The following is a 26,005-nucleotide window of genomic DNA, read 5'->3' on the forward strand; positions in this document are numbered from 1 at the left end:
GGGGTGTTCGGTGAGCTCCTCGTCACCGCGGGCGTCGTGGTCATGCTCTTCGTCGTGTGGCAGCTGTGGATCGGCGACATGATCGGCGCCGCGCGCAACACCGCCGAGGCGCAGTCGCTGGCCGAGGAGTGGAGCGCCCAGGCCACCGATCCGCCCGCCGAGCCCACTGCGTCGCCCGATCCCTCTGAGCAGCCCACCGAGGCTCCCGCTGAGGATGCGCCGATCGAGCCCGTGGTCGCCGCCGAGCCCGGGGACGGGCAGGAGTTCGGCATCATGTACATCCCGCGCTTCGGACCCGACTATCAGGTGCGCATCGGCGGTGGAGTCTCCCGCGCGCGCACCCTCGACACGATCGGGATCGGCCATTACCCCGGCACGCAGATGCCCGGCGAGGTGGGCAACTTCGCCGTCGCCGCGCACCGCACCGGTTACGGTGGGGCTCCGTTCTATCGGATCGCCGAACTCCATGTGGGCGATGCGATCATCATCGAGACACAGGACGGCTGGTACACCTACCGGTTCCGTACGCTCGAGTATGTGCGCCCGAGCGCTGTGGAGGTGCTCAACGCGGTGCCGCAGGACACCGTCGCGGGTACGGGTGAGCGCTACCTCACGATGACGAGCTGTTCGCCCAAGCACACGATCATGGAGCGCATCATCGGCTACAGCGTCTTCGACTCCTTCACGCCGCGCTCCGCCGGCGCGCCCGCCGAACTGACCGAGCAGGTGTCCTGATGTACGGTGCGCTCTGGCGTGTGCTCCCCGGGCCGTGGTGGCTACGTCTGCTCATTCTGCTCCTCGCGGCTGCGGCGGTCGTGTACGCGCTCTCCTTCTACGTCTTCCCCGTGGTGGGACTCTGGCTCACCCCGGAAGAGGTCACGGTCGAGTGAGCCTCCGCGTTCTCGTCGCCGACAACGACGACAGCTTCGTGCACACGCTCTGCGACTACCTGGCCCAGCTGGGGGCAGAGGTCCTCGTGCACCGGAGCCGCGACCTCGACACGAACGACCTCGACGCCCTCCTGGTGGATGTCGATGCGGTGCTGATCTCACCGGGGCCGGGTGCGCCGGGGGATGCCGGAGCCTCGATCGACCTCGTGCACGCCGCGGCCGCGCGCCGGACGCCGCTGCTCGGCGTCTGCCTCGGACATCAGGCGATCGCCGAAGCATACGGCGGCGAGGTCGACACGGCAGCCGAGCTGATGCACGGCAAGACATCCCTGGTGCGGCATGAGAGTGACGGCATCTTCGACGGTCTGCCGTCACCGCTGACGGCGACGAGATATCACTCCCTCGCCGTGCGCGACGAGAACCTGTCCCCGGACCTGGTGGTCACCGCGCGGACGGAGGGGGGCGTCATCATGGCTCTGGCGCACCGCACCCTCCCGCAGTGGGGCGTCCAGTTCCACCCCGAGAGCGTGCTCACCGAGGGTGGACATCGGCTGCTCGCGAACTGGCTCGACACCGCCGGCATGTCGGGCGCGATCGCGGCGGCCGAGGGACGGCATCCCCTCGTCGGACCGGAGTGATCGGACCCGGCGCTCGCGTCAGCCCGCGCCGGTGCAGTAGGTCAGCGAGATCGTCGCTCCGACGGGCGCTTCACCCGGCGGGATCGACTGCTGCGTGACGGTGGGCGGGTCGGTCGCGACGCAGCCGGGATCTTCGATGGGCTCGACCGTCAGGCCGACATCCGGTCCCTGCAGCGCGTCCGTGGCGGCCTGCAGGGTGAAGCCGACGTAGTTGATGATGACGACGCGCCCTGTTGCGGTCACGAGGTCGACCGTCGATCCGCGGATGACCTCGGTGCCCTCGGTGGGATTGGCCGAGATGACTGTGCCCGCCGCGAGGTTGGCGACGCTGCGCGACGTGATCTGCCCGACCGTGAGCCCTGCGGCCTCGATCGCCGCCCGTGCATCGACCTCGTTCAAGCCGGTGAGTGGGGGGATGTCGACGGTGTCGGCGCCCGTGGAGACGTAGAGCGTGACGTCCTGGCCGATATTCACGCTCACGCCGGCCTCGGGCACCGTGCGGATGACGGAGCCCTCGGGCACGGCGTCGCTGGCCTCGTTGCGCGGGACGGCGTTGAGCTCCACCGCGGTGAGCTCCTCCTCGGCCTCGTCGACGCTCATGCCCGCGACATCGGGAACGAGACGCGCACTGGTCGGCGTGTCGGAACTCGGCTGGATCGTCACGATCCAGAAGAAGAGCGAGATGATGACGACGGCGAGGACCGCGACACCGGTCCAGATCCACGCCGCGGGCGGTCCGCTCTGGGTCCTGGTCATCGTGGCGTCGGTGCTGAGCTGTCGCAGCGAGCGTGCGGTCTCGGCCGCCTGCCGGGGGTTCGGCCCGTAGAGCTCGGTCGCGAGGGCGCCCACCTGGCGTTTGGTCGGCGCGCGACCGTCGGTGGCTGCATCGAGCGCCTCACGGAACTCGCCGGCGGTCTGGAAACGCTGGAACGGATCTTTGGCCAGCGCGCGGAGGACGACCGCGTCGAGACCGCGCGAGATCGTCGGCACCAGTTCGGAGGGTGTCTCGGGAGTCTCGCTGACGTGCTGGTAGGCCACCGCGACGGGTGACTCGCCCCGGAAGGGCGGCCGGCCGGTCAGGAGTTCGTAGAGTACGACTCCCGTCGAATAGAGATCGGCGCGGGCATCGACCGACTCGCCCTTGGCCTGTTCGGGAGAGAAGTACGCGGCCGTGCCGAGGATCGCCGTCGTGTCGGCGACCGTCGAGGAGGAGTCGGACACGGCTCGGGCGATACCGAAGTCCATGACTTTGACCTGCCCGGAGGGGGTCACCATGACGTTGCCGGGCTTGATGTCGCGGTGCACGACCCCGGCGCGGTGCGAGTACTCGAGGGCCTCGAGGATGCCGTCGACGTAGCGCGCGGCGTCGTCGACCGGCACGGGGCCCGCGGCGATGATGTCCTTCAGAAGAGAGCCGTGGACGAGCTCCATGATGATGTACGGAACCGGGTGGGTCGCACCGGAGGCATCCGTCTCGGCATCCTCCCCCGCGTCGTACACACGCACGATCGTCGGGTTCGCCATCCTCGAGGCGGCCTGCGCCTCGAGGCGGAACCGCGTGCGGAAGGAGGAATCGCCGGCGAGATCGCGGGAGAGGATCTTGATCGCGACGGGCCGACCGAGGGTCAGGTCGTAGCCGCGATAGACGCTGGCCATGCCGCCGCGCCCGATCAGATCGTCGACCCGGTAGCGACCGGACAGCACGCGTGGCTCGGTCGTCACGTGATACTCCTCGGCGCGTGGAACGGGTGAAAGCCTAGCCTACGAGCCGGGGCACTCTCCGAGAGGAAGCGGCGACCGCTCACTCCTCGTCGCTCGCGTCGCCGCTGGACTCGTTGCCGTTGCTGTTGCCGTTGGAGCCGTCGCTGTTGCCGTTGCTCGCCGCCTCGATGGTGGCCTGTGTCTGAGGTGAGGAGCCGGAGGTGCGATCGCCGCCCTGGCCACCCGTGCACGTCACGGTGTAGCTGACGATGACCGACTGACCGGCGGTGTTGCCCACCGTGAGGGGGATGGGACGCTCGGTCGGACCCGCGGCGATCGTGGACTGTCCGTTCGAGAACAGCCCGTTCGTCGCGGTGAGGTCGTACGACGCGACCGAACCGGTGCCGGCCGGACAGCTGTAACCCGACCAGTTGATCTGCACGGTCGACTCGGCCTCGACCGTTCCGCTGCCATCGCCGATCGTGGCGGCGCCGGGCTCGGGCATCGCGGTCATCGAGGCGTAGCGGGTGAGCGTGATCGTCGAGCCTTCGGGCACCCGCGGACCGGACGGATTGACGTCGTAGACCCGGCCGACCTCGTCATCGGTGGATGCCGAGTTGCCGTCGACGCACGAGGCGTTCAGACCGCTCTCGGTGACCAGCTGACGGGCGGCTTCGCACTCCATCCCCTCAAGGCCGAGGGCGTCGACGTCGACCGTCGTCGGTGTCGGCGTGTTCGAGGGCGTCGACTGAGAGGGTGACGGTGCCGAACTGGTGGGCGACCCGCTCGGGTCGCCGCCCGACCCCTGGTTGGCAAGGAGTGCCCAGACGGCGCCGCCGAGCACGAGTACGAGCAGCACGATGAGGGCGACGAGCGGCCACGTCCACGGGCTGCGCTTGCGGGTCTGGGCGTCGGTCTCGGTTGTGCCCGCGACGGCTGCCCCGGCGGGCGCCGCCGACGTCAGCAGGCGGGTCGCATCGTCGCCGGCCGGGGCCGGGGAGAGCAGCTGCGTCGCATCGTCGCCGAGGAACGCGGCACCGGCGACGGCCGGCACGGCGGCCGCGGCGGCCGTCACGTCCCCGCGTCGCAGCGCCGTCGCGGCGCGCGCGACGGCAGCCGCCGAGGCCGGGCGCTCGTCGGGCTTCTTGGCGATCATCGCCATCACCAGGTTCTGCACCGGCTGCGCGACCGTGGGTGGCAGCGGCGGCGGCTGCTCGTTGATCTGCGCCATCGCGATCGCGACCTGCGACTCGCCCGTGAACGGGCGCTTGCCCGCGAGAGACTCGTAGGCGACGATGCCGAGCGAGTAGATGTCGGTGGCCGGAGACGCCGGGTGCCCGGACGCCTGCTCGGGCGAGAGGTACTGCACCGTGCCCATGACCTGCCCGGTCGCGGTCAGCGGAACCTGGTCCGCGATGCGCGCGATGCCGAAGTCGGTGATCTTCACCCGGCCGTCGGGCGTGATGAGCAGGTTGCCCGGCTTGATGTCGCGGTGCACGAGACCTGCCGCGTGCGCGGCCTGGAGGGCCGCGGATGTCTGGGCCACGACATCCAGGGTCTTGTCGGCGCTCAGGGACCCATCGCGCTCGAGGATCGTGGAGAGGGCCTCGCCGGGCACGAGTTCCATGACGAGGAAGGCGCTGCCGTTCTCCTCGCCGTAGTCGAAGACGCTCGCGATGCCCTCGTGGTTGACGAGCGCGGCATGCCGGGCCTCGGCACGGAAGCGCTCGAGGAACCCGGGATCGCCCATGTACTCGTCTTTGAGGATCTTGATGGCGACGGTGCGCCCGATCACATGATCGGTCGCCTCCCAGACCTCGCCCATGCCGCCGATGGCGATGCGCGAGATCAGCTCGTACCGTCCGCCGAAGGACACTCCCTGCGTCGGCCTCATCTGTTCAGCACCGCCTCCATGACCGCCTTGCCGATCGGGGCAGCGATCCGGTTGGACTGCCCCGCCTGACCCAATCCGCCGCCGTTCTCGATCACGACCGCGACCGCGACCTGCGGATCGTCCGCGGGCGCGTAGCCCGTGAACCACAGGGTGTAGGGGGCGGCCGGTCCGTTCTCCGCCGTACCGGTCTTCCCGGCCACCTCGACGCCGTCTATTCTTGCACCCGACGCGATGCCATCCCGGACATTCGCCACCATCATCTCGGCCATCGTCGCGGCATCCTCCTCGTTCAGAGCGCGCTGGAACTCGGTGTCCTCGAACTGCTGCTGCACCGACAGGTCGGGCGCGATGACGCGGTCGACCATGCGGGGGTTCATCACGAGGCCGTCGTTGGCGATGCCCGCCGAGACCATCGCCATCTGCAGGGGCGTCGCCCGCACGTCGCCCTGGCCGAAGCCGCTGAGCGCCGTCTCGGCGTCGTCGAGAGCGCGGGGATACGTCGAGGGGGTGGAGACCAGCGGCATCTCGAACGCGGAATTGAAGCCGTACTTCTCGGCCTCCTCGCGGATGGCGTTGTCGCCGAGCTCGACGGCGAGCTGCGCCATGGGGATGTTGCACGACAGTGCGAGGGCGGTCGCGAGGGACACGGTCTCACCCGGTCCGCAGGTGCCGCCGCCGGCGTTGCTGATGAAGTCGGACGACCCCGGCAGCTGCCACTGCGCGGGATTGTCGAACGTGGACTCCGGCGTGTACTCGCCCGAAGAGATGGCGGCCGAGGCGACGACGAGCTTGAACGTCGATCCGGGCGGGTTGAGATCCCCCGCGATCGCTCGATTCGAGAGCGGATCCAGATCATCGGACTCGAGCGCGTCGTAGGTCGCCGCGACCTGCTCGGCGTTGTGCACCGCGAGCTGATTGGTGTCGTAGCTCGGGCTCGTGACCATGGCGAGCACGCGGCCGGTGTCGGGCTCGATCGCGATGACCGCTCCCTCGAGGTCGCCGAGGGCCTCGTATGCCGCGCGCTGCACCTGCGGATCGAGCGAGAGGACGACGTTGGAGCCCTGCGGCTTCTGACCCGTGATGATCTGCTCGACACGCTGTAGGAACTGCGAGCCGGCCGTGCCGGAGAGCTCCTGGTTCATCGCGCTCTCCAGTGCCGTCGCCGACCCGAGCATCGGATTGATATAGCCCGTCACCGGCGCCCACATGTCGCCGTCGTTGTACACGCGCTGGAAGGAGTAGACGTCGTCGGAGGGAACGGAGTACGCGATCGCCGCACCACCCGCGATGATCGCCCCGCGCTGGACTTGATAACTGTCATAGAGCGCCCGGGTGTTGTTCGGGTTGTCGGCGAGCGTGTCGACCTGGATGACCTGGATCCAGCTCGTCGCCCCGAAGAGGGCGAGGAACATGGCCAGCAGCACGATCGAGAGCCGGCGGAGTTCGCGGTTCATCCGATCACCACCCGCGGACGGGAGCGCACCGCGTCGGACAGACGCAGCAGGAGGGCGACGATGATCCAGTTCGCGACGAGCGAGGATCCGCCCGCTGCCAGGAAGGGTGTGGTCAGGCCGGTGAGGGGGATGAGCCGGGTGACGCCACCGACCATGATGAACACCTGCAGACCGATCGTGAAGGCGAAGCCTGTGGCGAGGAGCTTGCCGAAGTCGTCCTGACCGGCGAGCCCGATGCGGATGCCGCGGCTGACGAAGACCATGTACAGGCACAGGATCGCGAAGACCCCGAACAGCCCGAGCTCCTCGCCGAGGCTCGGCAGGATGTAGTCGCTCTGCGACAGGGGGGTCAGGTAGGGCCGGCCCTGGCCGAGCCCCGTGCCGATCAGGCCCCCCTGCGCGAGGCCGAAGATGCCCTGCACGAGCTGATAGCTGCCCGCCGGCCGCTCGATGACCTCGGGGTCGAACGCGTTCCACCAGGCGGAGACGCGGGAGCCGACATACGTCATCACCTGTGAGGCGATGACGACCCCGATGGCCGCGAGGGCGATGCCCATCAGCGCCCAGCTCGTGCGTCCCGTCGCGGTGTAGAGCATCGCGACGAACATGCCGAACACGAGCACACCGGTGCCGAGGTCACGCTGTAGCACGATGATGCCGAGCGAGATCAGCCAGATCACGAGCAGGGGCCCGATCTCGCGGGCACGGGGCCACGTCATCCCGAGAAAGCGGTGCCCCGTCGAGGTCAGGCTCTCGCGCGTACGGACGAGGTAGCCGGCGAAGAAGATCGCCAGGCAGATCTTGGCGAGCTCTGCCGGCTGGAACGAGAAGAAGCCACCGATCGAGACCCACACGGCGGCGCCCGTGCCTTCGGCGGCAAGCCCCGGCACGACGGGGAGGATCAGCAGCACGAGGCCCACGAGCCCGAAGATGTAGGTGTAGCGGAAGAGCACTCGGTAGTTGCGCAGCATGAGCACGACGGCCACCGCGCAGGCGACCGCGATCGCCGTCCACACCATCTGCCGCGTGGAGTAGGCGTCCCAGCCGCCGAGCGGAGCCGCGAGATCGATGCGGTAGATCATGGCGATGCCGAGCCCGGTGAGCACGGTCGCGATGGGCACCACGATCGGATCGGCGTTGGGGGCGGTGAAGCGCAGCACGATGTGCAGCGCGAGCACGAGCGCTGCCAGCACCCCCGCGTAGATCAGGATCGACCAGTCGACGGCCCCGAGCGCGCCCAGCTGTACGAGCGCGATCGCGCCGCCGCTGATGGCGAAGGCGAGCAGCAGGAGCCACAGCTCGCGATTGCGCTGGGTCTGCGGCGTGCGCAGTTTGCGCAGTGCCCGCACGACCGTCGTGTCGGCCGAGATCTGCGACGTCTCGGCGCCGGGACCTGTCACGGACGCGCTCATCGGTTGGCCTCCGCGGTGCGGCGAAGGCGGTCGACGATCTCTTGTGCCTCGGCGAGGGAGCCCGCCGAGATCGTGGATTCGACCGTCTGACGTGAGAAGGAGGGCAGGTCATCGAGCGCGATTCCGGTGTCCTCGTACTCGGATGAGAGCGGGATCGGGCCCAGGTCCTGCTGGATCCCCTTGAAGATGACGACGGTGTTGTCGTCGGCACCGACGAAGAACCGGGTCTGCGTCCAGTTGTAGGCGAGCAGCGTGCCGATGGCGAGCACGACCACGACCACGACGGCGCCGATGATCCAACCGATCCGGCGACGTCGCGCGCGGCGACGATCCTCTTCGATGAGCTCCTCGAGGAACTCCGCCGCCGGCTCGAAGTGCGTCGGCTCGTTGGCCGCTTGGCGGTTGGGGTGCAGCCATCCGCCCCATCCGGGTCGCGCGGCCGGGACGTCCACCTCGAGGGGAGTGGATGCCGATCCCACGATCGTCGGCGTTCCCGTCACCACGGGGTGAGAGCCCCCGACATCCACGATCACGATCGTCACGTTGTCGGGTGCGCCGCCATCGAGCGCCTGCTTGAGGAGGAGGTCCGCGGTGCGTGCGGGGGTGAGCCCCTGGCTGAGGGCCTTGGCGGTGTGGGTGTCGTCGACGACACCGTAGAGTCCGTCGGAACATAGCAGCCAGCGATCGCCGGGCTGTGTCGCCATGATGAACGTGTCGACCTCGGGATGGGCGTCCATGTCACCGAGCACTCGCATGAGCACCGAGCGGCGAGGGTGGTAGCGCGCCTCCTCGACCGTGATGCGCCCCGAGTCCACGAGGCGCTGCACGAAGGTGTGGTCGGCGGTGATCTGGGTGAGCTGTCCGTCACGCAGCAGGTAGACCCGCGAGTCGCCGATGTGCGCGATGACTGCGTACTCGTCGACCATCACGAGCGCGCTGACGGTCGTGCCCATGCCCGAGAGCTCGGGTTTGCGCGCAACCATGTCGATGAGGTCGGCCGCTGTCTCGGTGATCGTGTCGCGCAGCGTCCGTTCCGCCTCGGCGGTCGACGCGAACGGTCGGTCGAGATCTTCGAGGTGGCGGATCGCGAGCGAGGATGCCACGTCGCCCCCGGCGTGGCCACCCATGCCGTCGGCGACGACGAACAGGTTGGACCCGGCGTAGCCGGAGTCCTGGTTGTTCGATCGCACCTTGCCGGTGTGCGACAGCGCGACGGACGAGCCCTCGAAGACCATGGCCTATGACCGCAGCTCGAATGTCGTCGCGCCCACCTTGATCGGCGCGCCGATCGTGACGGGGGTGGGCGCGTGCACCCGGTTGCCGTCGTGCCAGGTGCCGTTCGTCGAGTCCAGGTCCTGGATCATCCACTGCTCGCCCCACAGCACGAGGCGCGCGTGGTGGCTCGAGGTGTAGTCGTCGCGGATGACCAGCCCGGACTCGCTTGATCGTCCGATCGTGAGCGGCTCCGTGCCCAGCGGCAACTCGAGTCCCGCCTTCGGACCGGAGGTGATCACGATGCGCGAGACGTCGTCGGTGGTGGCGAGCCCGCCGGGGGACGACCGGGCGGGGCGGGAAGGTCGCGGGGGCCTGGCCGTCGGAGCCGGCGCGGGCGGCAGCGAGGCCGCGGACGGTGCCGGCGCGGCAGCATCCGTCGCCGGTTCGGGCATGCGGCGCACCTTGACGCCGAACAGGTCGGCGCGCATCGAGTAGACGACCACGAAGACGAAGGCCCACAGCAGCAGCAGGAACCCGATGCGCAGCAGCAGGAGGGTGAGCTCGCTCATGCGCGCCCGTCCCCGCGGCGGGTGTCGTACGCCTGGGTGAGGTCGGGCAGCGGGGGCACCGGCGGCCGTTCGGCGCGCGCCTGGGCGACGACGTGGAACACGATCTCGGTGCGCCCGATGCGCACGACCGAATCGGGGGCGAGCGGAGCCTCGCTCACGCGGCGTCCGTCGAGGGTCGTGCCGTTGGTGGAGCCGAGGTCGCGCACCATGGCGCGCTCGCCGTCCCACAGGATCTCGACGTGTTTGCGGCTCGTGCCGGGGTCGGGGATCGTGATGTCGGCATCGCTGCCGCGGCCGATCACGGTGCGGCTGGCGCGCAGGGGGTGCCGCGTGCCGTCGATGTCGACGACGGCACGCCACGACACGCGTCCTTCTTCGGTGCGCGAGGCCACCCGCAGAGTGCCGGCGGAGAGCTGCGGATCTGCCGACAGGGCGATCGTGACGGCGCCGGCGAAGGTGTATCCCTGCGCCTTGGCATGCTTCTGCACGAGGGTGTCGAGTTCGTCGATCAGGGTGGCGCCGAGCGCGCTCATCGTCACGAAGTCATCGGGCGCGAGTTCGACGCCGAAGGTGTTGGGCGCGAGGATGCGGTCGCGGCTGACGACGGCGGCCTTGGTGTCGAGCTCTCGGCGCAGTGCCGAGGCGATCTCGACGGGCTGGATGCCGCTGCGGAAGGTCTTCGCGAAGGCGCCGTTCACGGCGCGCTCGAGACCCTTCTCGAAGCTGTCAAGTAGTCCCACGGGGCTCCTCAGGCGGGGCGGATGGTACGCCCATCGTAGTCAGCCACCCTGTACGGGCACGCAGAGCACCTGTCGACGCGCGTCGAGAGGGCGCGAAGCGCCGTGATATCCTCGGGAAGTTGAGTTGCGGACGGTGTGTCGTCCGCGTCGCGCGAGTGGCGGAATAGGTAGACGCGCTGGCTTCAGGTGCCAGTGCCCGCAAGGGCGTGGGGGTTCAAGTCCCCCCTCGCGCACAGAACGAAAAGGGTCCCGGATGGGGCCCTTTTTCGTTCTGTGCCCACGGCGGCGGCCCCCGCCCGGGTCGCCGATCGCCGAGAGTGCTTCTCGCCTGTCGCCTTGTGCGGGTGTGCGGCGTTGCGACCCGCATTTTGTGACAGGCGAGCGCGGGCTGGGCGGGGCGGATGCTGCTCGCCTGTCGCTTTGTGCGGGTGTGCGGCGTCGCGACCCGCATTTTGTGACAGGCGAGCGCGGGCTGGGTGGCGGCGTGGGCTGGGCAGGCGGCGAGGGCCGGCTGCGTCACCGGCCGCGGGTGCGCGGCGACGTCAGTAGCCGTCGATGGCCGGCAGGAGTGCGTACAGGCGCTCCTCGGCCTCGCGCCCCAAGCCGGGTGCGAACGACGTCGTGCGCGACACCTCCGTGAAGCCGTTCTTCTCCAGCACCGCGATCGAGGCGAGGTTGTGCGAGGCCACCCGCGCGAACAGCGGGCGCTCCGCCTCGAACGCGATGAGCAGGCGCAGCGCGGCGGTGGCGATTCCCCGTCCCCACGCGTGCCGCGCGATCCAGTAGGTCACCTCGCGCTCACCGTCGACCGTGAACAGGGCCGCGGTGCCCGCGAACCCGCCGTTCTCCGTCACCGCGAAGAACTCGACGTCGGGCGCGGTGCGGTGCCGCGACATCCATTCGTCGAAAGACGGGCGGTCGTCGGGATGCTGCGCCGTGAACGCCGCGAGGCGCACGGCCCCGGGGTCGCGCATCATCTCGAACACGGCGTCGACGTCGTCGTCGTCGAGCGGGCGCAGCTCGATGTGGGCCATGGCGACACCCTACGCGCGGGCGGCCACCGCTGGGTACCGCCCCATCGAGCCGGCGGGGTCAGGCCAGGGGATGCTGCTCGCGGACGATCTGCTCGACGAGAACCTCGTCGCGCGCGGCGACCGCGGCTCGCAGACGGCGGAAGGAGTCGACGCACCGCTCGTGATCGCCGCCGAAGGGGCGCCAGCCGCCGACGACGCGCTGCACGGGCAGGTTCACCTCGCGGATGACATTGATCAGCAGCCTGTTTCCCGAGGCGATCGTCGCCGAGCGGTGGAACGCGACCATGCGTGTCATCAGCTCGCGGTCGTCGTCGCGGCCGCAGGCGTCGATGACGGCATCCAGCTCCGTCAGCATCTGGGCGATCTGCTCATCGCTGGCGCGGAGCATGGCAAGGCTTGCGGCCGTGCCGGTCAGTCGCCCGATGAACTCGGTCGCCTCGGCCTGCGCCGATTCGTCGGGCGTCGACACCCGTGTGTAGCGGTGGGCGGCGACCTCGACGAGTCCTTGGCGCTCGAGGCGTTGGATGGCCTCGCGCACGGGCGTGCGCGAGATGCCGTAGAGCTCGGCGATCTCGACATCGCGGAGGCGCTCGCCGGCGGCCAGACGGCCGTCGAGGATGGCCTGGGCGAGAAGTTCGTAGACCTCGTCGGCCAGGGCGGAGCCGTGGGCCTCGAGGCGCTGCGCAGGCGCGTCAATGGGCATGGTGCGGTGAGCCTGATTTCGGGTGGAGGCTGCGATGGGGGGCGCGGCCGGGTCGGGCAGTTGGCCCATCATACGTCCGGGTCCTCCGAGCGCCAGCGAGACGGTGGGGGCTGCTATTTGCGTCACCTTCGAAAATCGTCTCGCAATTCGGGGGCGACGGAGGGTAGCGTGAGATATCACAACCCCGTATGCACCAGAGTTTGCGGGCTGAAGAGAATGGCAAGGCATGTCCAGCACGGGAACCGTCAAGTGGTTCAACTCCGAGAAGGGTTTCGGTTTCATCGCTCCTGATGAGGGCGGCGCCGACGTTTTCGCGCACTACACGGCGATCCAGGCGGGCGGCTACCGCTCGCTCGAGGAGAACCAGCGCGTCGAGTTCGAGACGGCTCAGGGCCCCAAGGGTCTGCAGGCCGAGAACATCCGCCCCATCTGAGGGCCGATCGACTCGAAACGCGCCTCTCGCATCCGTGCGGGGGGCGCGTTTTTTCGCGCCCGGCCGAGAGCGGGGCGCTGATCAGTCGCGCCGGATCATGTCCACTCCCGCTGCGGCGAACTGTCGTAGCGTGGCGTCGGGCAGGAACGCGCGCGTGAGGCCGGCGGCGATGCGTGTGAGGTCGCCCTCGTCGCGGTAGAGCAGATGGATCGGCTCGTAGCGCGGATTGAACTTCGTCTTGAACCGGTGCAGGGAGCGGAACCCGTACACGGGCTCGAGCGACTGCGAAAGCTGTCCGAGCAGCTGCGCGATGACGCCCTCTTCGGGGCGCGCCTCGTGCGCGAGCGGAGCGCCCGAGAGCGACATCACCTCAGCTCCCTCCTCTGCGAAGTCGCGAGCCGAGGACCCGATGAGGTATTCCATGACGGGGCCGAAGCCACCGTCGCGACGGCGCATGAGGTCGAGGGTCCATCCCCGGTGCACACCTCCCGGGCCGAAGACGGGCAACCACGAGAGAAAGCCGTCGACGTCCCCGGAGGGTGAGATCGCGAGGGCGAGCCGGACCTCGGGGTCCTCGGCCTCCTGCAGCGTTCCGAGCGTGAAGCGCATCTCGGGCAGACCCTTGTCACCGACCCACGACTCGGAGATCGCCCGCAGCTGCTGGCGCACGCCCCAGGGCTCGGCGCCGAGAGTGGTCAGCCGGAACGTCATGCCGTCGCGCGCACCGCGGTTGAGGGCCTGGCGCACATACGACCAGGACTTTCCGGTGAAGGCGAGCCCTTCGAGGTCGACGATCGTGTCGTCGGCGATGACCAGCGAACGCCATCCGGCGGGCATCGCGTCACGGGTGGGCGTGCCGCAGCTGAAGAAGCAGGGGATCAGCCCTTCGCCCTCGGTGCGCCGGACGAACTCCTCCACCGAGGCGGGAATGGATGCTGCAGGCCCGAGCGGGTCGGCGAGGGCGATGGCGACCCCGAGTCGCTCCTGGAAGGGCACGATCCCCTCGCCCGTGCGCAGATACCGAAGCCCCTCCCAGGTCGCCATCCACGACAGGGTGCCGCCGCCGTCGGCGCGGATCAGGTTCTTGACCTCGTCCGAGCTCGCGCCCGCCGCGGTGCCCAAGCGCTTGCCGCGGCGGGCGCGGAACGCACGACGGACCATGAGCAGATAGACGAAGAACAGGGCCCACAGGACCGATGTGGCGAAGGAGACATCGGGATCGCCGTAGGTCTCGTGCATGTCGGCCGGGGCGATGACGAAGAGGACGACGAGGGTGAGAGCCAGCAGAAGATTGACGGCCGACCAGATCAGCGTGAGCACCCACGCCCATCGCCGTCCGAGTCTCAGTCCCCGCGCGACGAGCAGGATGACGGCGGCGTCGATCGCGACATCGAGCCAGGGACCCTCGAGAGGCGCCGTGGGGCCGAACGGGCCGTCCGTGGGCAGCAGCAGGGTCAGGATCTGGATGACCCCGAGAGCCAGGATGCCGACGAAGGCGATCAGTCGCTGCTCTCGGATCGTGGTGCGCTGGATGCGGAAGGAGCGATCGACCATGAGGACGAGCGCGATCGCGAAGGCGTGCTCGACGTCGGCGAGTTCGCCGAGGAGGAAGAGGCTGATCGCGGCGTACACGAAGACGATCACCCAGCCGCGCTGACGCCAGGGAGCGGCGAACAGCCCCACGGCGGCGGCGATGCAGGCCATCGTGCCGCCCGACGGGCCCACATCGAGCACCTGCGCGAGCTCCTGCGCCCACGGCCAGGGGAGTAGCTGACCGATCATGAGGAACGCGGCGGCGGCGAAGATCGCGAACAGCTGCCCGAACCCGAAGTACAGCATCGCCACGCGCGAGCCGCGACGCATCTCGACGAAGACCATGCCGGCGACGCTGAGCAGGGTCGGCACGTAGACCCACGGCGACGCGACGAAGAAGGTTCCCGTGATCGGGGTCCACCACCGACCCTCCTCGAGCGCGGGGAGCCCGTAGGCGATCGCCGCGAACCAGTCCTGCTCGATCGCAGGCGTCCACAGTCCACCCCCGGCGACGCCGACGACGAGGAGGATCGCGACGAGGGCGATGCTCGCGGGCGCTGCGCGCAGGGTGCGCACGATCGGGTGGCGGGCAGGCGAGGGGGTCGCGGTGGGGGCGCTCACGCGATCAGGCTATCGAGGCGACCGTCCGGGAGCGGATCCCCCGCCGGGCCGACCGAGACGCGCGTAGGCGCACAGCGCCCGAGCGTCGTCGGCGTGGCGCAGCGCCCGGCGCGCCGCATCGAGGGCTTCGACGGGATCGCCCACGGTGCGCGCGTGCGCGAGCGCATCACGGGCGTCGGCGACGCGCACGCGCGCCTGGGCACCCGCCCCCGAAGCCGCGAGATCGGCCTCCGCGCGAGCCAGCGAGGCGCGCGCGGAGGCCAGAGCGCCGGGAAGCGCCGTGCGCGCGCCGCGCATCCTCTGCTGCGCCGTTCGGGCGTCGCCCAGCGCGAGGTCGAGACGCGTGCGCATTCTCGCGACCGCATCCACGGCGGCGACCGGCCGGCGCGCTCCATTCGACGAGATCCGGGACAGCTCCTCGTCCGCTGCGCGGATCTCTCGCGCGAGAGCCTCGGCCTGCTCGCCGGCCACACCTTCACGCAGGCCGAGTGCGCCCGAGATCGCCTCCCGTGCGGAGTCGATCTCGCCGGCGAACGCCTCCGCTGCCTGCATCACCAGCCGATGCGACTCCTCGAGCCGCCGTTCAGCGTCCTCCGCCGCCCGCAGCGCACGCTCGGCGGCGGCGATCGCGGGGAGTGCCGTATGAGAGGGGTCGGCCACGAGGGCGCGGGCGGCATCGATCTGCCGTCGTGACTCGGAGATGCAGTGCTCGATCGCGGCGGCCGCGTCGGCGACATCCCGGCTCTCGTCGGGGTCGACGCGGCGCTCGAGCTCGCGCAGCAGGGCGCGGGGATCGCCGATCCGGTCGTGCAGCTCGTGCCAGCGCCGCTCGACGGCCGCGAGCTGATCGGCGGCCGAGGCATGGGCTGCAACCCACGACGCATGGGCGCGGCGCGCGGACTGCACCTCGGACAGCGCGCGCTGTGCCTGCTCACGTACGCGGCGCGCGATCCCGCGCGCCTCGGGCACCGGCGTGGCGGGGTCGGCGGCGCGACGGTAGTCGTCGAACGCCCGGTCCCGCGCATGCTGGGCGCGCATGCGCGCCCGACGCAGGGGCGCCGCGCCGTCGCCGCCGTAGAGGGCCCCGGAGAGCCCGACCTCGAGATCGAGCTCCGCGACGGCGTCGTCGAGTTCGACGAGTGTCGTGCCCGCGCGGGTCCGCTCGTCTTCTGCCCGCGCCCTGGCGCCCGCGCCGGCACGCGCGCGGCGCACAGCCCAGACCGTCGCGACGATCAGCAGGGCGGTCGCACCGAAGACCACGACGGCCGGGATCACCCAGCCCAGCGCGGCCCCGGCGATCTCGATCACGGCTGGTCGATCACGGCCGGGCGGGTTCGACCGACGCGGCGGGCAGCAGGAGAGCCCGCAGATCGTGGATGTCGTCAGCCACGGCCGACGCACCCTCGGACTCGTGCGGCCAGCTGAAGCCCCAGCGGACGAAGATGACGGGCACGTCGTGCACGGCGCCGCCGTCGATGTCGTGGTGGCGGTCGCCGACGAGGACGGGCCGCGAGGTGTCGATGCCGTCGATGCGCAGCCGACGCAGGGCCTCGGCGACGATGTCGGCCTTGGTGGCGAGCGTGCGCTCGTCGGGCGTCGCCCCGGCCATCGTGGCGAAGGCGGGTGCCAGCCCGAAATGCTCCATCAGCACGTGCACCTGGCGTTCCGGTTTGCTGCTCGCCGTCGCCTGCGGGACGCCCGCCCGATCGAGGTCGTGGATCAGCTCGGCGACGCCGGGGAACAGGCGCGCACCGGTCGTGTAGCCCTCGGCACGGCCCAGCTCGCGGTACCAGGCGACCGCGGTGGCGGCGAGCTCGGCATCCATACCGGCCTGCGCCTGGAAGGAATCGAACATCGGCGGCCCGATCCAGTGCACGAGCTCTGCCCGCGTGGGCGCGGGCCGGCCGAAGTGCTCGAGGGTGACGGTCAGGCGATGCAGGATGCCGTCGGACGCGTCGACGATCGTGCCGTCGACGTCCCACAGGATGCAGGACCAGGGGGACTCGGGAGGCATGCCTCCAGCCTAGGTCGCTGCGGGCGTTGTCGATGCGTCCTCAGAACAGGCGCGGAACCCCCGACTCGATGCCCTTCATGTCGTCGTAGTCGAGGGTGACGCAGCGGATCCCGCGATCGGTGGCGAGCACGCGCGCCTGCGGCTTGATCTCCTGGGCGGCGAAGACGCCGGTGACGGGGGCGAGGTGCGGGTCGCGGCCGAGCAGTTCGAGATAGCGGGTGAGCTGCTCGACACCGTCGATGTCGCCGCGACGCTTGACCTCGACGGCGATCGTGCCGCCCGCCGGATCGCGCAGGAGCAGGTCTACGGGACCGATCGCCGTCGGGAACTCGCGGCGCACGAGAGTCACGCCGTCGCCGATGAGCGAGACCTGCTCGGCGAGCAGGCGCTGCAGGTCGGACTCGACGCCGTCCTTCTGCAGGCCCGGATCGATGCCGAGCTCGTGCGAGGAGTCGTGGAGGACCTCGTAGATGCTGACCATCAGCGCGTCTCCGGTCTTGGCGTGCGCAACGCGCCACTGCTCGATCACACCCGCCGACGCCGCGTCCTCGCTGGGCGCCTCGACCGTGAGCGAACACGGCGGGCTCATCCAGTTCAGCGGCTTGTAGGAGCCGCCGTCGGAGTGCACCAGAAGGCTGCCGTCGCCCTTGTGCACCAGCAGCCGGGTCGCGAGAGGCAGGTGGGCGTTGAGCCGGCCGGTGTAGTCGACCGAGCAGCGGGCGATGACGAGACGCACCCGACGAGCCTAGACGCGTCGAGGTCAGTGCGAGCGCCGGTGCCCCTCGCCGACGTGGGCGCCGGGCAGCGGTCGGGCCGCACGCGACGCGAGCCCGGAGGCGACGATGAGGACGACCAGCACGTAGAGGGTGTTCAGCAGGCCCACTCGTTCGCTGATGATGCCGAGGATCGGCGGACCGCACAGAAAGGCGATGTAGCCGATCGCGGCGGCCGCGCTGACCCGCGCCGCCGCCTTCTCGGGGTCGTCGGCCGCGGCCGACATTCCCAGCGGAAAGCCGAGCGATATCCCCGCGCCCCAGAGCGCGGCGCCGACGAACACGAGCGGGACGCTCGGGGCGAGGATGAACAGCAGAAGACCCGTCGCGGCCGTGACGGCGAGCACGCGCAGCGTCGCGACGCGACCGAAGCGGTCGACGAGCGGTCCGCCGGCGACGCGCACCACCGTCATGCTGATCGAGAAGACCGCGAGCCCCGCGGCGCCCAGCGCCTGATCCGCGCCGTGGCCCTCGACCATCCCGAGTGCCAGCCAGTCGTTGGCCCCGCCCTCGGCGAAGGCCATGCCCAGCATCACCACGCCGAGGGCGTACGTGCGAGGCTCCCGCCAGGCCGACAGCGCGATGTGCAGGCGTTCGCGCCACGCCGTCTTCGGCTCCGCGGGCGCGTCGGCCGCGTCGGGATCCATGGCCGCGGCCCGTGCGGGGACGTTCGCGATGCTCACGAACGCGAGGACGACGATGCTGACGGCGATGACGGCGGTGTGCGCCAGCACGTCCAGTCCCGCGGCTACGGCGGCTACGCCGAGTCCGGCGCCGATCACCGTGCCGAAGCTGAAGAAGGCGTGGAAGAGCGGCAGGATCGTCTTGTTGAGCTGCTTCTCGATCGCCGCCCCCTCGACGTTCATCATCACGTCCACCGCACCGTTGCCCATGCCGAACAGGACGAGGCCCGTGACCACCAGGGCGTAGGACTGCGCGATGTCGGTGCCGACCCCGATCACCGCGACACCGACCGCGAAGAGGAGCATGGCGCCCAGCATCCCCTTGCGGGCGCCGAAACGCGCGAGCACGACCGAGGCCAGCGAGAGGCCGACGATCGAGGCGATCCCGGCTCCCAGCAGCATCATGCCGACCTGGATGTTGTCGACGCCGAGTGTCTGCTTGATGGCGGGAACCCGAGACGCCCAGGTGGCGATGGACAGGCCGCTCGCGGTGAAGATCGCGAAGACGGCCGCGCGCCAGCGCACGAGCGTGCGTGCGTCGACGGTGGGGGTGGTGCTCATGCCGGGGAGTCTATCGAATCGATTCGATCGCGAGCGACAGGCCGGGTACGATCAGTGCGCGCGCCCCGCGCGCCGAGCATCGGAGGAGTCGATGAGCGCACGCAGACCCACGATCGCCGATGTGGCGCGCGCGGCGCAGGTCTCGCCCTCGACCGCGTCCGTGGTCTTCAGCGGCAACGCCGCCGTCGCGCCGGCCACGAAGGCGCGCGTCCTCGAAGCCGCCGCGGCCCTGGGCTACCGCGGCCCGGACCCGCGGGCGGCGTCCCTGAGACGCGGGCGCAGCGGCATCGTGGGCGTCGTGTTCGAAGAGCACCTCGGGGCGGCCTTCCTGGATCCCGTGAACACCCACATGATGGACGGCCTGGCCGAGGGCGTCGCCCCGCTGGGGGCGGGGCTGCTGCTTCTGCGGGACGATCCCCCGCCGACCGGTGACGCGCCGACCGAGACGACCGGCGCGCTCTCCCTGCGCTCTGCGCCGGTCGACGCCGTCGTGCTCGTCGGCTGCAGCCGCAGGCTCACCGAGTCGCTCGAGATCCTCCGGGCACGCGGCATCCCGGTCATCGTGATGGAGGGAGACGCCGGCCCCGGCATCCCGCGCATCGAGCTCGATAACCGCGAGGCGCAGCGGCAGGCCGCGAGCCACCTGCGCACGCTCGGTCACTCGCGCGCGGCCATCGTGACGCTGCCCTTCGACGGCCGTCGTGAACGCGGCATCCTCGAGCCCGGTGATCCGCGCGTGCCCGCGATCGAGGTGACGAAAGAACGACTCGCCGGTGCGCGGGATGTGTTCCCCGACGCGCCCGTCCACATCGCCGCGGCCAGCCGCATCGACGAAGGGCTGCAGGCCGGGCGGATGATCCTCGCCGACTCCGATGCGCGCCCGACCGCCGTGATCGCGCAGAGCGATCTCCTCGCCGCGGGCGTCATCCGGTCGGCGGAGGAGCGGGGCATCCGGATTCCCGAGGATCTCAGCGTGACCGGCTTCGACGGCATCTCACTCGACGGTTTCGCCCCCTACGAGCTGACGACGCTCGTGCAGCCCTCGACGGCCAAGGGGCGAGCCGCGGGCGAGGCAGTGGTGCGGATGCTGGAGGGGGGCGCCGGGGTGTCGCTGCGCTTCACCTGCGAGTTCCGTGCCGGCAATACGACGGGACCGCCCCCGAGCCTCACGTAGAATGGCACGGACGTCCACCTTCTGAGCCGCCCCGGCCGACGAGCCCGAGAGGACGCCTATGCTGCTGATTCTCGCCGCGTTCGCACTCGCTCCCATCGTCCTGCCCTGGCTGGTCCGCCTATTGGGTGCGCGTGCGTTCTACGCCGCCGCGGTGCTGCCGATCATCGCCTTCGCCGACGCCGCACTGCGGGGACCCGAGATCATCTCCGGTGGCATTCCGTTCGAGGAATACTCCTGGATCCCGTCGCTCGGGATCTCGTTGTCGATGCGCATGGACACGCTGGGCTGGATCATGGCGCTGATCGTCACGGGTGTCGGTGCGCTCGTGATGCTCTACTGCCGCTGGTACTTCAGGGGCAAGACCGAGGGAGTCGGACAGTTCGCGGCGGTTCTGCTGGCGTTCGCGGGAGCGATGTACGGCCTCGTCCTCACCGACGACATCGTCGTGCTCGTGATGTTCTGGGAGATCACGAGCGTCCTCTCCTACCTGCTCATCGGCTATTACCACCAGCGTTCCGCCAGCCGGCGCTCGGCACTGCAGGCGCTGCTGGTGACGACCCTCGGCGGACTGGTCATGCTGATCGGCGTCGTGCTTCTCGTGGTCGACACCGGCACGTCCAGCCTCTCGACGATCCTGGCGCTCTCGCCGTCGGGCCCGGTCATCGAGGCGGCGCTCGTCCTCGTGCTCGTGGGGGCGCTCAGCAAGTCGGCCATCTTCCCGTTCCATTTCTGGCTGCCCGGCGCGATGTCGGCGCCGACGCCCGTGAGCGCGTACCTGCACGCGGCCGCGATGGTCAAGGCCGGCATCTACCTGATCGCCCGCTTCGCCCCGACCTTCGCCGACGACTCGGTCTGGCGTCCGGTCGTGATCTCGCTCGGGGTCTTCACGATGCTGCTGGGCGGGCTGCAGTCCCTGCGCGAACGCGACCTCAAGCGCATCCTCGCGTTCGGCACGGTCAGCCAGCTCGGCCTGCTCACCGTCGTGCTCGGCTTCGGCACCCGCGATGCCGCGCTGGCGGGCCTGGCGATGCTCCTCGGGCACGCCCTGTTCAAGTCGTGTCTCTTCCTCATCGTGGGCGTGATCGACCGACAGCTCTCTACCCGCGACATCGACGAGCTCTCCGGGCTCTGGCGCCAGGCGCCGGTCATGGCCGTGGCATCGCTTGTGGCGATCGCCTCCATGGTCGGGTTCATCCCGACCCTGGGCTTCGTCGCGAAAGAAGGCGCGCTCACCGCGCTCCTTGATGCGAGCATCGCCGGATCGGTGTGGGGTCTCGTCGCCCTCATCGGCGTGCTGCTCGGGTCGACCCTCACGATGGCGTACGGACTGCGCTTCCTGTGGGGAGCCTTCGGCACCAAGCGGGCAGTCGCGCCCACAGAATGGCCCGACCCTCCGCTCGGATTCCTGGCTGCGCCGGTGGTGCTGGCGGCGCTCTCTCTCGTCGGCGGCTTCGCCGCACCGTGGCTGGATGTCGCGCTCGCCCGATATGCCGACACCGCTCCCGCGGCGCCCGCGGGACTGGCGGCGCCCGAATACGCGTATCACCTCGCGCTCTGGCACGGTCTCGAGCCGGCTCTGTTCCTCTCTCTCGGCACACTCGCTGCGGGGGCTCTGGTCTTCGTGGCGGCCCGCGCGCTCGCGTGGGACACCCGCCGCCGCGTGCTGCCGTTCACGTCGGCGGACGCCTACAACGGCGCCCTGCGTCTGATCGACCGGCTCTCGGTCGTGACGACGACGTTCACTCAGCGAGGGTCGCTGCCGATCTACGTCGGCACGATCTTCGTCGTGCTGGTCGCGGCGGAGGGCACGGCGATCCTCTCGTCTCCGGGATGGCGCACTCAGCTCGAAGCCTGGCAGTCGCCGTGGCAGGTGCTCGCGGCGCCGTTCATGATCGCCGCGGGAATCATGGCGGTCCGGGCGCGCAAGCGCTACACCGGTGTCGTCCTCGTCTCGGTGACGGGCCTGGGCATGGTGCTGCTGTTCGCCACGAGCGGTGCGCCCGACCTCGCGATCACGCAGGTGCTGATCGAGACGGTCACCCTGGTCGCGTTCGCACTCGTGTTGCGACGCCTGCCCGCCCAGATGGGGGATCACAACGCCTCCGTCGCGCCCGTGGCGCGAGCGATCCTCGCCATCGGCGTCGGCGCCACGATGGCGATGGTCGCGATCATCGCCACGGGCGCCCGCATCCACGACCCCGTGTCGGTGGACTGGCCCGAGCTCGCCTACGAGATCGGGCACGGCCGCAACGTCGTCAACGTCGCCCTCGTCGACATCCGCGGCTGGGACACGATGGGCGAGCTCTCGGTGCTGATCCTCGCCGCGACAGGCGTGGCTTCGCTCGTGTTCGTCACCGACCGCCGTGACAACCTCCAGACCCTCACCTCGGGACTGCCCTCGGTCCCGGCCGGCCGCGGACTGCGCCGCCCGCTCGTCGAGACGATCGACGGCCCGCGCCCGCAGACGGGCGCGACGCCCACCCCCACCCGGCAGCGCGCGTGGCTGCTGGGTGGTCAGCGGCTGCGTCCCGAGAATCGGTCGCTTCTGCTCGAGGTCATCGTGCGGGTGCTGTTCCACTCGATCATCGTCGTGTCCATCTATCTGCTCTTCGCGGGGCACAATCTGCCGGGTGGCGGTTTCGCGGGCGGGCTCGTCGCCGGCATGGCCTTGGTCATGCGATACGTCGCCGGTGGTCGCTACGAGCTGGGGGTCGCCGCCCCCACCGACGCGGGAATGCTGCTGGGCGTGGGCATGACCCTGGCCGTCGCGTGCGCGATCGTGCCGGTGTTCTTCGGAGCAGCGCCGCTCACGAGCACGTATTTCGCGGGTGAGATCCCCGTGATCGGCCACATCGAGTTCGTCACATCGACGATCTTCGACGTCGGTGTCTACCTCGTCGTGATCGGGCTTGTCCTCGACGTGCTGCGCAGCCTCGGCGCCGAGGTCGACCGCCAGGCGCAGCCGCAGTCCCAGCGCCCGAGGGAGGTGCGCGCCTGATGGACGTCTCGCTCATCCTCATCATCGTGATGGCCGCTCTGTTCGCGTGCGGCGTCTACGCGATGCTCGAGCGCAGCCTCACGCGCGTGCTCATCGGCTTCCTCCTGCTGGGCAACGCCGCGAACCTCCTGCTGCTGATCGTCATGGGCGCCCCGGGCATCGCCCCGTTCACGGGTGACGGGGCCTTCACCGACATGTCCGACCCCCTGCCGCAGGCCCTCACCCTCACCGCCATCGTCATCACCTTCGCGGTGTCCGCGTTCCTCCTCGCCCTCATCTACCGCTCGTGGCAGCTGGGCCAGGCCGACACCGTCTTCGACGACGAGGCCGACATCGCCCTGCGCGAGCGCGGTGTCGAGGACGAGGACGTCATGGACGACGAGGGCGCCGAGGCCGAGGCATCCACCGACTTCGTGGGAGTCGACACCGCGCCGATCACGGTGCTGCAGAGCCGGGACTTCCCGGCGCTGCGCGATGACGCCCCCACCGATCGTCCGTATCGGCGCCCGGGCGGCGACGACGACACCGGCAGCACGACGACGGAGGGGAGGGACGCATGAGCGCACTGGTTCCTCTCCTTGTGACCGTCCCTCTGCTCGGGGCGGCGGTGACGCTGGTCTTCGGTCGACGGCCGCGCCTGCAGGTGCTGATCTCGATCGTCACGCTCGCGGTCGTGCTGGTGATCGCGGCGGTGCTTCTCGCGACCGTCGACCAGGGCACCCCGTTGGCCGTGTCGGTGGGAGGCTGGCCGATCCCGGTCGGAATCGTGCTGTACGTCGATCGGCTCGCCGCGCTGCTCGTGCTCGTCTCGAGCGTCGTGCTGATCGCGGTGCTGCTCTTCTCCGTCGGCCAGGGGGCCGCGGACGGCGACAGTGAGACACCGGTCTCGATCTTCTACCCGTCCTACCTGATCCTCGCCGCGGGCATCTTCAACGCCTTCATCGCGGGCGACCTGTTCAACCTCTACGTCGGATTCGAGATCCTGCTCGTCGCCTCGTACGTGCTGATCACCCTCGGCAGCACCGAGTCGCGCATCCGCACGGGTGTGGTCTACATCGTCGTCTCGCTCGTCTCCTCGATCCTGTTCCTCGCCGCGATCGCGATGATCTATGCCTCGCTCGGCACAGTCAACATGGCGCAGATCGCCGACCGCATGACCGAGATGCCGCCCGAGGTCCAGCTCGTGCTGCACCTCATGCTGCTCGTCGCCTTCTCGATCAAGGCGGCGGTCTTCCCGCTGTCGTTCTGGCTGCCCGACTCGTATCCGACGGCGCCGGCTCCGGTGACGGCGGTATTCGCGGGCTTGCTGACCAAGGTCGGCGTCTACGCGATCATCCGCACCGAGACGCAGCTGTTCGCCGACAGCGATGTCAACCTGCTGTTGATGGTCATCGCACTCGCGACGATGATCGTCGGCGTCCTGGGCGCGGTGGCGCAGGCCGAGCTGAAGAGGATCCTCTCGTTCACCCTCGTCAGCCACGTCGGCTACATGATCTTCGGGCTCGCGATCGCGACCCCTGCGGCGTACGGCGCCACGATCTACTACATGGTCCACCACATCATCGTGCAGACCACGCTGTTCCTCGCCGTGGGGCTTGTTGAGCGTCGCGCCGGAAGCACGTCCATCCTGCGGGTGAAGGGTCTGATGCGGGCCGCCCCGATCATCGCCGTGCTCTACTTCATCCCGGCGGTCAACCTCGGGGGGCTGCCGCCCTTCTCCGGGTTCGTCGGCAAGTTCGCGCTGTTCGATGCGGCCGCCGAGGTGGGCACCCCGGTCATGATGGTGCTCATCGTCGGCGGCATCGTGACCTCGCTCCTGACCCTCTATGCCCTCATGCGCGCCTGGAACCTCTCGTTCTGGCGCGAGGAGGAGGACTCGGCCGAGACCGAGGCGCGGATCGCGTACCTGGGTAACGCACCTGCCGCGGCCGTCGAGACGGAGCGCCGCGTCATCCCCCGCATCATGACCGCGGCGACAGCATCCATGGTCGCCGTCACGGTCGCGCTGACGATCTTCGCGGGCCCCCTGATGGACCTGTGCATGCGCGCGGGCTCCGCACTGGCCGAACCGGTCATGATCGTGCAGCTCGAGGACGAGGAGGCGGCGCAATGAGTCCCGACCGGCGGCCCATGCTCGAGCACCTCTGGGTGCAGCTGCCGTTCTTCGTCTGGCTGATCGCCCTGTGGATGCTGATGTGGGGGCAGTTCACCGTGCTGGCCTTCGTCACCGGCCTCGTCGTCGCGATCGTCGTGACACGCGTCTTCCGCCTCCCGCCTGTCGAGCTGTCGGGCCGGCTGAACCTGTGGTTCGGACTCGTCTTCGTCGTCACCTTCCTCGCGGCGGTCGTGCGCGGGTCGCTGCTCGTCGCGTGGCAGGTGCTCGATTTCCGAAAGCAGCCCGGAGCGGCGGTGATCGCCGTGCAGCTGCGCGTCGACGACGACCTCATCATGACCCACACGGGTGTGACCGCCTCGCTGATCCCGGGTTCGCTCATCGTCGAGGCCGACCGGGATCGCCGCATGCTCTACCTGCACGTCATCGGCGTGCGGTCGCAGGACGACATCGAGGCACAGCGCCGCGCGGTGCTGGGCTGGGAGGCGCGAATCGTCCGCGCCGTGGGCTCGGGAGCGCAGCTGGCGAAGATCCGCGCCGCCACCGTCGACACGCCGCGTCACGGGAGTGCGCCGGTATGAACATCGTCATCGTCATCGCCCTGGTGGTCTTCGCGATCGCCGCCGTGCTCGCGCTGGTGCGCATCGTCATCGGGCCCTCGATCCTCGACCGCGTCGTCGCGGCCGACGTGCTGCTGACCGAGATCATGTGCGTGATCGGCGCCGAGATGGCCATCAACCAGCACACTCGAAGCCTGCCGACGCTGCTGATCATCGCCGCGGTGGGCGTATTCGGCTCGATCTCCGTCGCCCGCTTCGTCGCCCGGAGGGACAACCCCAGATGACGGATGCT

Annotated in this window: 24 protein-coding genes and 1 tRNA gene; 11 read left to right on the forward strand and 14 right to left on the reverse strand. The window is 69.9% G+C overall.

Going from position 1 to position 26,005, the window contains the following annotated elements; genetic code table 11:
- Positions 1–3 precede the first annotated feature (3 nt).
- The 3 genes from AB2L57_RS00090 to AB2L57_RS00100 are packed head-to-tail and all read left to right on the forward strand — an operon-like array spanning position 4 to position 1,528.
- On the forward strand, positions 4–735 hold the full coding sequence (locus AB2L57_RS00090; RefSeq protein ID WP_409047755.1) for a class E sortase: 732 nt from the start codon (positions 4–6) through the stop codon (positions 733–735).
- A complete protein-coding gene (locus tag AB2L57_RS00095) occupies positions 735–890 on the forward strand; it encodes a hypothetical protein (protein WP_409047756.1) in 156 nt (51 codons plus the stop codon). The genes AB2L57_RS00090 and AB2L57_RS00095 overlap by 1 nt, the downstream gene beginning before the upstream one ends.
- Entirely contained in the window at positions 887–1,528 is a 642-nt protein-coding gene (locus AB2L57_RS00100) for an anthranilate synthase component II (protein WP_409047757.1), read from the forward strand. Before AB2L57_RS00095 ends, AB2L57_RS00100 begins: the two co-directional genes overlap by 4 nt.
- Before the next feature lie 18 nt (positions 1,529–1,546).
- On the opposite strand, the gene pknB is transcribed toward AB2L57_RS00100, so the two are convergent.
- The 7 genes from pknB to AB2L57_RS00135 form a co-directional block, all read right to left on the reverse strand.
- Positions 1,547–3,250 (reverse strand): Stk1 family PASTA domain-containing Ser/Thr kinase, encoded by a 1,704-nt coding sequence (pknB, locus tag AB2L57_RS00105; protein WP_409047758.1) that lies wholly within the window; start codon positions 3,248–3,250, stop codon positions 1,547–1,549.
- Between the two features lie 79 nt (positions 3,251–3,329).
- Complete coding sequence (locus tag AB2L57_RS00110; protein ID WP_409047759.1) at positions 3,330–5,123, reverse strand: serine/threonine protein kinase; 1,794 nt, start codon at positions 5,121–5,123, stop codon at positions 3,330–3,332.
- A complete protein-coding gene (locus AB2L57_RS00115) occupies positions 5,120–6,577 on the reverse strand; it encodes a peptidoglycan D,D-transpeptidase FtsI family protein (protein ID WP_409047760.1) in 1,458 nt (485 codons plus the stop codon). The genes AB2L57_RS00110 and AB2L57_RS00115 overlap by 4 nt, the downstream gene beginning before the upstream one ends.
- Complete coding sequence (locus AB2L57_RS00120; RefSeq protein ID WP_409047761.1) at positions 6,574–7,989, reverse strand: FtsW/RodA/SpoVE family cell cycle protein; 1,416 nt, start codon at positions 7,987–7,989, stop codon at positions 6,574–6,576. The genes AB2L57_RS00115 and AB2L57_RS00120 overlap by 4 nt, the downstream gene beginning before the upstream one ends.
- On the reverse strand, positions 7,986–9,224 hold the full coding sequence (locus AB2L57_RS00125; protein WP_409047762.1) for a PP2C family protein-serine/threonine phosphatase: 1,239 nt from the start codon (positions 9,222–9,224) through the stop codon (positions 7,986–7,988). Before AB2L57_RS00125 ends, AB2L57_RS00120 begins: the two co-directional genes overlap by 4 nt.
- 3 nt (positions 9,225–9,227) lie before the next feature.
- The gene (locus AB2L57_RS00130) at positions 9,228–9,773 is read right to left on the reverse strand and encodes an FHA domain-containing protein (protein WP_409047763.1); all 546 of its coding nucleotides are present in this window, start codon (positions 9,771–9,773) and stop codon (positions 9,228–9,230) included.
- On the reverse strand, positions 9,770–10,513 hold the full coding sequence (locus AB2L57_RS00135) for an FhaA domain-containing protein (RefSeq protein ID WP_409047764.1): 744 nt from the start codon (positions 10,511–10,513) through the stop codon (positions 9,770–9,772). The genes AB2L57_RS00130 and AB2L57_RS00135 overlap by 4 nt, the downstream gene beginning before the upstream one ends.
- Before the next feature lie 149 nt (positions 10,514–10,662).
- Here AB2L57_RS00135 and AB2L57_RS00140 point away from each other — a divergent pair.
- Positions 10,663–10,746 (forward strand) — tRNA-Leu (locus AB2L57_RS00140).
- 309 nt (positions 10,747–11,055) lie between these two features.
- On the opposite strand, the gene AB2L57_RS00145 is transcribed toward AB2L57_RS00140, so the two are convergent.
- Together AB2L57_RS00145 and AB2L57_RS00150 are read right to left on the reverse strand one after the other, a co-directional pair.
- Positions 11,056–11,547, reverse strand: a complete 492-nt coding sequence (locus AB2L57_RS00145; RefSeq protein WP_409047765.1) for a GNAT family N-acetyltransferase — start codon at positions 11,545–11,547, stop codon at positions 11,056–11,058.
- Positions 11,548–11,605: 58 nt separating this feature from the next.
- On the reverse strand, positions 11,606–12,250 hold the full coding sequence (locus tag AB2L57_RS00150) for a GntR family transcriptional regulator (protein ID WP_409047766.1): 645 nt from the start codon (positions 12,248–12,250) through the stop codon (positions 11,606–11,608).
- A gap of 226 nt (positions 12,251–12,476) precedes the next feature.
- Between AB2L57_RS00150 and AB2L57_RS00155 the strand changes: the two genes are divergently transcribed.
- Positions 12,477–12,683 carry a cold-shock protein gene (locus AB2L57_RS00155; protein ID WP_292812501.1) on the forward strand — a complete coding sequence of 69 codons (207 nt, stop codon included), beginning with the start codon at positions 12,477–12,479 and terminating at the stop codon, positions 12,681–12,683.
- Between the two features lie 81 nt (positions 12,684–12,764).
- On the opposite strand, the gene AB2L57_RS00160 is transcribed toward AB2L57_RS00155, so the two are convergent.
- From AB2L57_RS00160 to AB2L57_RS00180, 5 genes are read right to left on the reverse strand one after another with little or no spacing between them, the layout of a single operon-like run.
- The gene (locus tag AB2L57_RS00160; protein WP_409047767.1) at positions 12,765–14,837 is read right to left on the reverse strand and encodes a bifunctional lysylphosphatidylglycerol flippase/synthetase MprF; all 2,073 of its coding nucleotides are present in this window, start codon (positions 14,835–14,837) and stop codon (positions 12,765–12,767) included.
- 9 nt (positions 14,838–14,846) lie between these two features.
- Positions 14,847–16,145 (reverse strand): hypothetical protein, encoded by a 1,299-nt coding sequence (locus AB2L57_RS00165; protein ID WP_409047768.1) that lies wholly within the window; start codon positions 16,143–16,145, stop codon positions 14,847–14,849.
- Between the two features lie 10 nt (positions 16,146–16,155).
- Positions 16,156–16,851, reverse strand: coding sequence for an HAD hydrolase-like protein (locus tag AB2L57_RS00170; protein WP_409047769.1), 696 nt, complete (start codon positions 16,849–16,851; stop codon positions 16,156–16,158).
- 40 nt (positions 16,852–16,891) lie between these two features.
- Positions 16,892–17,587 carry an endonuclease NucS gene (gene nucS, locus AB2L57_RS00175; protein ID WP_292812491.1) on the reverse strand — a complete coding sequence of 232 codons (696 nt, stop codon included), beginning with the start codon at positions 17,585–17,587 and terminating at the stop codon, positions 16,892–16,894.
- A gap of 24 nt (positions 17,588–17,611) precedes the next feature.
- The gene (locus AB2L57_RS00180; protein WP_409047770.1) at positions 17,612–18,868 is read right to left on the reverse strand and encodes an MFS transporter; all 1,257 of its coding nucleotides are present in this window, start codon (positions 18,866–18,868) and stop codon (positions 17,612–17,614) included.
- A gap of 91 nt (positions 18,869–18,959) precedes the next feature.
- On the opposite strand from AB2L57_RS00180, the gene AB2L57_RS00185 reads away from it, so the two are divergent.
- The 6 genes from AB2L57_RS00185 to AB2L57_RS00210 are packed head-to-tail and all read left to right on the forward strand — an operon-like array spanning position 18,960 to position 25,997.
- Positions 18,960–20,042, forward strand: coding sequence for a LacI family DNA-binding transcriptional regulator (locus tag AB2L57_RS00185; protein WP_409047771.1), 1,083 nt, complete (start codon positions 18,960–18,962; stop codon positions 20,040–20,042).
- A gap of 58 nt (positions 20,043–20,100) precedes the next feature.
- Positions 20,101–23,040: a Na+/H+ antiporter subunit A gene (locus AB2L57_RS00190; RefSeq protein WP_409047772.1), complete on the forward strand. Its 2,940-nt coding sequence runs from the start codon at positions 20,101–20,103 to the stop codon at positions 23,038–23,040.
- Entirely contained in the window at positions 23,040–23,600 is a 561-nt protein-coding gene (locus tag AB2L57_RS00195; protein WP_292812482.1) for a Na(+)/H(+) antiporter subunit C, read from the forward strand. Before AB2L57_RS00190 ends, AB2L57_RS00195 begins: the two co-directional genes overlap by 1 nt.
- Positions 23,597–25,153 (forward strand): Na+/H+ antiporter subunit D, encoded by a 1,557-nt coding sequence (locus tag AB2L57_RS00200; protein WP_292812480.1) that lies wholly within the window; start codon positions 23,597–23,599, stop codon positions 25,151–25,153. Before AB2L57_RS00195 ends, AB2L57_RS00200 begins: the two co-directional genes overlap by 4 nt.
- On the forward strand, positions 25,150–25,734 hold the full coding sequence (locus AB2L57_RS00205) for a Na+/H+ antiporter subunit E (protein ID WP_292812478.1): 585 nt from the start codon (positions 25,150–25,152) through the stop codon (positions 25,732–25,734). Before AB2L57_RS00200 ends, AB2L57_RS00205 begins: the two co-directional genes overlap by 4 nt.
- Positions 25,731–25,997: a monovalent cation/H+ antiporter complex subunit F gene (locus AB2L57_RS00210; RefSeq protein ID WP_292812475.1), complete on the forward strand. Its 267-nt coding sequence runs from the start codon at positions 25,731–25,733 to the stop codon at positions 25,995–25,997. Before AB2L57_RS00205 ends, AB2L57_RS00210 begins: the two co-directional genes overlap by 4 nt.
- Positions 25,998–26,005 lie beyond the last annotated feature (8 nt).

Source organism: Microbacterium sp. HA-8 (assembly GCF_046111165.1).
Taxonomy (GTDB): domain Bacteria; phylum Actinomycetota; class Actinomycetes; order Actinomycetales; family Microbacteriaceae; genus Microbacterium.

Excerpts from the sequence above, each read along its gene's own strand:
- AB2L57_RS00145 (WP_409047765.1), bottom strand. The coding sequence starts at position 11,547 with ATGGCCCACATCGAGCTGCGCCCGCTCGACGACGACGACGTCGACGCC.
- AB2L57_RS00180 (WP_409047770.1), bottom strand. The coding sequence starts at position 18,868 with ATGAGCACCACCCCCACCGTCGACGCACGCACGCTCGTGCGCTGGCGC.
- AB2L57_RS00200 (WP_292812480.1), top strand. The coding sequence starts at position 23,597 with ATGAGCGCACTGGTTCCTCTCCTTGTGACCGTCCCTCTGCTCGGGGCG.
- AB2L57_RS00185 (WP_409047771.1), top strand. The coding sequence starts at position 18,960 with ATGAGCGCACGCAGACCCACGATCGCCGATGTGGCGCGCGCGGCGCAG.
- AB2L57_RS00115 (WP_409047760.1), bottom strand. The coding sequence starts at position 6,577 with ATGAACCGCGAACTCCGCCGGCTCTCGATCGTGCTGCTGGCCATGTTC.
- AB2L57_RS00125 (WP_409047762.1), bottom strand. The coding sequence starts at position 9,224 with ATGGTCTTCGAGGGCTCGTCCGTCGCGCTGTCGCACACCGGCAAGGTG.
- AB2L57_RS00150 (WP_409047766.1), bottom strand. The coding sequence starts at position 12,250 with ATGCCCATTGACGCGCCTGCGCAGCGCCTCGAGGCCCACGGCTCCGCC.
- AB2L57_RS00190 (WP_409047772.1), top strand. The coding sequence starts at position 20,101 with ATGCTGCTGATTCTCGCCGCGTTCGCACTCGCTCCCATCGTCCTGCCC.
- AB2L57_RS00155 (WP_292812501.1), top strand. The coding sequence starts at position 12,477 with ATGTCCAGCACGGGAACCGTCAAGTGGTTCAACTCCGAGAAGGGTTTC.
- AB2L57_RS00120 (WP_409047761.1), bottom strand. The coding sequence starts at position 7,989 with ATGAGCGCGTCCGTGACAGGTCCCGGCGCCGAGACGTCGCAGATCTCG.
- AB2L57_RS00110 (WP_409047759.1), bottom strand. The coding sequence starts at position 5,123 with ATGAGGCCGACGCAGGGAGTGTCCTTCGGCGGACGGTACGAGCTGATC.
- AB2L57_RS00130 (WP_409047763.1), bottom strand. The coding sequence starts at position 9,773 with ATGAGCGAGCTCACCCTCCTGCTGCTGCGCATCGGGTTCCTGCTGCTG.
- AB2L57_RS00195 (WP_292812482.1), top strand. The coding sequence starts at position 23,040 with ATGGACGTCTCGCTCATCCTCATCATCGTGATGGCCGCTCTGTTCGCG.
- AB2L57_RS00205 (WP_292812478.1), top strand. The coding sequence starts at position 25,150 with ATGAGTCCCGACCGGCGGCCCATGCTCGAGCACCTCTGGGTGCAGCTG.
- AB2L57_RS00170 (WP_409047769.1), bottom strand. The coding sequence starts at position 16,851 with ATGCCTCCCGAGTCCCCCTGGTCCTGCATCCTGTGGGACGTCGACGGC.
- AB2L57_RS00210 (WP_292812475.1), top strand. The coding sequence starts at position 25,731 with ATGAACATCGTCATCGTCATCGCCCTGGTGGTCTTCGCGATCGCCGCC.
- AB2L57_RS00095 (WP_409047756.1), top strand. The coding sequence starts at position 735 with ATGTACGGTGCGCTCTGGCGTGTGCTCCCCGGGCCGTGGTGGCTACGT.